The sequence below is a fragment of the Palleronia aestuarii genome (assembly GCF_003253995.1).
Classification (GTDB): domain Bacteria; phylum Pseudomonadota; class Alphaproteobacteria; order Rhodobacterales; family Rhodobacteraceae; genus Palleronia; species Palleronia aestuarii.
Genome location: NZ_QKZL01000064.1, coordinates 1 through 4,595 on the forward strand (window position 1 = coordinate 1; position 4,595 = coordinate 4,595).

Annotated in this window: 4 protein-coding genes and 2 pseudogenes; 3 read left to right on the forward strand and 3 right to left on the reverse strand. The window is 63.4% G+C overall.

What is annotated here, in order from left to right; translation table 11 throughout:
- Window positions 1-322: pseudogene (locus LX81_RS21575) on the forward strand (IS5/IS1182 family transposase); the annotation flags it as partial.
- Window positions 323-375: 53 nt separating this feature from the next.
- Here the strand turns inward: LX81_RS21575 and LX81_RS21580 are convergent.
- The 3 genes and pseudogenes from LX81_RS21580 to LX81_RS21590 all read right to left on the reverse strand — a co-directional run.
- Window positions 376-533, reverse strand: a pseudogene (locus tag LX81_RS21580) (IS5/IS1182 family transposase); the annotation flags it as partial.
- 74 nt (window positions 534-607) lie between these two features.
- Window positions 608-2,584 (reverse strand): pyrroloquinoline quinone-dependent dehydrogenase, encoded by a 1,977-nt coding sequence (locus LX81_RS21585; RefSeq protein ID WP_111539289.1) that lies wholly within the window; start codon window positions 2,582-2,584, stop codon window positions 608-610.
- The gene (locus tag LX81_RS21590) at window positions 2,581-2,922 is read right to left on the reverse strand and encodes a hypothetical protein (protein WP_234822802.1); all 342 of its coding nucleotides are present in this window, start codon (window positions 2,920-2,922) and stop codon (window positions 2,581-2,583) included. Before LX81_RS21590 ends, LX81_RS21585 begins: the two co-directional genes overlap by 4 nt.
- 287 nt (window positions 2,923-3,209) lie before the next feature.
- Here LX81_RS21590 and LX81_RS23475 point away from each other — a divergent pair, with 287 nt between their 5' ends.
- Both LX81_RS23475 and LX81_RS21600 read left to right on the forward strand, forming a co-directional pair.
- Window positions 3,210-3,554: a transposase gene (locus tag LX81_RS23475; RefSeq protein WP_373280309.1), complete on the forward strand. Its 345-nt coding sequence runs from the start codon at window positions 3,210-3,212 to the stop codon at window positions 3,552-3,554.
- Window positions 3,555-3,596: 42 nt separating this feature from the next.
- Window positions 3,597-3,935, forward strand: coding sequence for a hypothetical protein (locus tag LX81_RS21600; RefSeq protein ID WP_111539291.1), 339 nt, complete (start codon window positions 3,597-3,599; stop codon window positions 3,933-3,935).
- The last annotated feature ends 660 nt before the right edge of the window (window positions 3,936-4,595 follow it).

The window sequence follows — 4,595 nt, forward strand, 5'->3', positions numbered from 1 at the left end:
TGCGGCGATCCTCGAGCATCGCGCCGAACCGATCATCCCGATCCGTCGCAATGGGCGAGCGTGGAAGCCGGACTGCCCTGCCGCGATACCGCGAAACGAGATCCTGAGGGCGACGCGCTGTATGAGGGGATCGATCCGGAAGAAATGGGCAGGCTATCACATCCGAAGTCGCGTCGAGGCCCGGATGAACCGCCTCAAGCTCTTCGGCGACCGGATCACGTCACGAGACCCCGATCGCCAGACCGCCGGAATTCAGATCCGCATCGCCATCATGAACCGCTACTCCAGCCTTGGAAGGGACGAGATCGAAGCCATTGCCTGAGCCCAACGGGGAAAGGGGCAAAGCATCCTCGCCTCCAATTAGTGCAACAAGGTCACCTTGATCGAAAGACAGAACTGGATCGCGGCATCAGAGAAGACGGCCAGGCCATGTCTCGATCCATCCAGATCGGCATCGAACCGCGCTTGCGGAGCACCGCGTTATAGCTGGACCCATTCGTCGTGCGGTGGCTAGCGGATGGAGGCTTGCTCACACTGTTCGCTAACCGAATAGAACCACGAAGTGGATCGTTCTCCGGCAGAGTTCTGCAACAACGCCCATCGGACCCTACTCCGGGAGGCCGTAGACCGACACCATATCTCCGACCGAGGGTTTGAGGATCGAATTTCCGCCCGAAATGAAGGCGACGTATTGTTTGCCCTCATGCTCGTAGACCGCCGGGTTCGAGACCGAGGGAGCCTCGGTCAGGTCGCGCCAGAGTTCCTCACCGGTCTCGATGTCGTAGGCACGGACCATGCCATCCATCGTCGCCCCGATGAAAATCAGTCCGCCAGCGGTGACGGCCGGACCGCCTATGGTGGGGGACCCCCAGCGTTCGGGCATATAGAAGCCATAGCGTTGCGACATGCCGAAGGGCTCACGCCACAGCGCCTCGCCGGTTTTCATGTCGATCGCCATGAGCTCTCCGAAGGGAGGTTCCCAGCAGGGCATTCCCCATCGGTTCAGCGCGCTCTGGAGGGACATGCCGAAGGGCGCACCGGTCTGCGGGTGGAAGCCACTCTCGCCCGGCCCGGCCTCACCGGAAATCGCATCGTATTCCTCGCGCGGGTAGAGCTGGATGTGCTGCACGACATGGCTGAGATTGACTACCGCGACCTGGTTCTCCGGGTCGAATCCCACGCCGCCCCATTGCACGACGCCCGCGCTGTTGGGAAAGGCCCCGGCCCCGGCGCCTTCGGTCGTGGGTGGCTGGTACATGCCGGCATAGACCATCTCGTCCCACAGTGCCGAGCATTCGCCGAAAGAAGCGATGTCCGCCAGTTTCCAGACGTCCGGCAGAGCCGATTGGTCGAGGAGCGGGGCGGGCGTCGTCGGGAACGGCTGCGTCGGGGCATAGCGCTCGCCCTTGACATCGCCCGCGGGTACGGGTCGTTCCTCGATGGGCCAGACATCCTCGCCGGTCTCGCGATTTACGACGAACAGGAACCCCATCTTCGTGGCCTGCATCAGCGCGGGGATCTCTTCGCCATCGACGGTGATGTCCATCAATGTCGGCGCGGCATTGATGTCGTAATCCCAGATATCGTGATGCACCCATTGCCGTGACCAGACCACCTCGCCCGTATCGACGTCGAGCGCCGTGGTCGACGTGGCGTAGGGGATCTCCTCGGTCCGGTTTCCACCCCAGTAATTCGGCGAGGGCGAGGCCACGGGCAGATAGACCAGACCGCGCTCCTCATCGGCACTCATCGCGGTCCAGACATTCGCGGTGCCGGTACGCTGGCGGATATCCTCGGGGATCGTGTCGAACGTCCACTCAAGCTCGCCGCTCCGCGCATTTACCGAAAAGACCGATCCCGGAGGGGCTTCCGCCCAATCCCAGTCGTTCCCGGCCCATCCGATGACCACATGATCGCCCACGATCGTCGGCGGCTGCAGGAGGGACAGCGGCCAACGGTCGTTGACCGTGTTCCACTGGTCCACATCGAGGATACCGCCATCGGCAAAATCTTCGCAGGGCGCACCGGTATCGGCATCTACCGCGAACAGGCGGGCATCCATCGTGCCCAGATAGACGATCTTCTGGCAGGCCTCGCCTTCCGCCGGCGTCTCGGCCTCCCAGTAGGCCACGCCGCGGTTCTTCAATGCGGGTTGCGTCAAGGCTTCGAGGGTCGACTGCGTATCGAAGGACCAGATCTCCTCCCCCGTCGCGGGATCGAGTGCCAGCACGCGGTAGAAGGGCGTGCCGATGTAGAGCATGCCGTTGGCGTAGATCGGCGTGGCCGACCAGACAGTCGCCGGCAGATCGCCCAATCCGTCGGAAACATCGCCTGTATGGACGCGCCAGGCCAGTTCCAGCTCGCTCGCGTTCTCGGGCGTGATCTGGTCGAGAGGTGAGTATTTCGCGCCCGATATCTGGCCGTGAAAACTACTCCAATCCGTCCCCGAAGGCGGGACCTTCGCATCCGAACTCGGGCGGACACGGGTCTCGCTTCCCGTTTCCGGCGGTTGGGTGCTTTCCTGCGCCAGAACTGGAGCGGCGATCATCGAAAGGAGTAGGGCCGTGTGCGACATACGCTTCATACGCGATCTCCCTCTGGTCCGGATACGGCGCCGAGCCAGCCCAACGCACCGACACCGAGCGCCGTCAGCATGACCCATTGATGCAGGAGGTAAGTTGCGAAAGCGGTCAGCACGATGCCGAGCGCGAGGAGCGACATCAGAAGGAAACGTTGGCTGCGGTGTCGGGCCATCACCATCAATACCCCTCCGATCAGCGTGCACAACGCTCCGAAAGCCGCGGCGAGCGGACCCCATGTTCCCGTGACGCCGGTAAGCGGTATGAAATATGCATAAAGACCACACCCGACGGCGACGATCGCCGACAGCATGATGATGGTAAGTGCCGAGCGATAAGGCATCTGAGCCCCCCGTGCATTGAGTTCCGTGCCGTTCGCGCCGTTTCACAGTGCGGCCGTTCAACCTTACGAACCCGCTTGGCGAAAAACCAAGTCCGACGCGAGCGAAAACGTACCGAAGTGATGTCGGCACTTCGACCATGGGTCCTGGCGTTGGCACGGTCAACTTAGAGGGTGTTTAAGAAGGCGCCGTCCAGCGTTTCAGGACCATGTTCTGTCTTATGATGAGGAGGCATGACATGGCGCGACATAGCTACCCGACAGACCTGACCGGTGCTCAGTGAGCGCTGATCTCACCGCATCCTTCTGCTCCGCGGCCAGGCGGACGACCCTGCCGAACCGATCTCCGCGCAGTGGTCGACGCGATCGTCTACCTGCTTCGCAGCGGTTGCCAATGGCGTATGCTGCCCCGCGACTTTCCATCTTGGGCATTGTCTGGTGGTACTTCCGCCGCTGGCGTCTGGACGTGGATGCCTCGGGCTGTCCATCGTGTCGCACGGCGGAAAGCCGGTAGCCGGATCGATCCGACAGTGGTGAACATGGACGCCCAGTCGGTCAAGACGACGGAAAGGGGGCGTTCGGGGGTTCGACGGCCACAAGCGGGTGAAAGGCTGCAAGCGCCGGATACTCGTTGATATGAAAGGGTTTTTTTATCCTGCCGGGTCGAGCCGGCCGGCATGTCCGATCGCCGGGCGGCGCGTGGGCTGACGGCCGGGCTTTCTGCGCTCTGGACGAAGGTTCACACCGTCATCGCCGACGCCGGGTGCGAGAGTAAGGGTCTCGCCCAGCACCTGCGCGATGAGACCGGCTGGAGGCTGGTGATCGTAAAATGGCGCAAGCAGGCGTTTCGGATCGCAGGTCTCGACTGGATCGTCAAGCGGAGCTTCGCGTGGCTCGGTCGGCATCGCCGGATGTCCAAGGACTACGAGTACCGCGTCCAGGCGTCCAGGCGTCCAGGCGTCCAGGCGTCCAGGCGTCCAAAACGTTCATTGCCATCGCCGCTTGCGTCCAGATGATCCGCTGCATCTCCCCAGCGTGATTTCTCGCACACCCTATCAGGAGCTCGAGATTGGCGCGGCCATACATTTGTCGTTTGAGGGTCTTCAGGCGGTTGGATCCGTCCCTTGGTCTGGCCTTTGAACCACGGCTCTGTCAGCGCTGCGACCACGGCAGCCTGATCAGCGACGAGTCCGCGGGTGAATGAGGCGATCTCGCTGGTTGCTGCCTCGTCAAGCCACGCCGTCAGGTCGCCCGCCGTGCCGTTCCGCACCATGGTGACGACCCGTTCGACGAGGAGACGAGTGGCCGCCAGGGCCTGGCAGCGCGACGTCTACGTGCGCAACGAGCACGGCGTAAGCCTTGGACAGGTGGTTGCGGGCCGCGGTCATGAGCTGCGCGATCCTGCGCGCGGGCAGGCACTTTCCCGAACCCCGCCAGCATCGCGCTGTCTGCACGCCGCTGTCGCGTCGCCCATTCGCCGACAGCCCGAAGACTGCCGCCGACAGCCCGAGGCGCGAAGCCGGCGCCGGAGCTCCGTGGCATCGCGGCACCCGGCTGCCCAATCTAGCTCCAACCGAGGCAGCCAAGGGGTCAGGCTGTTCTAGCGCACCCGGAAGACATCGTCGCGCCTGGCCCCCGCACGATCCGGCGGACGAGGCCGCGGCTCATCCCTGTCG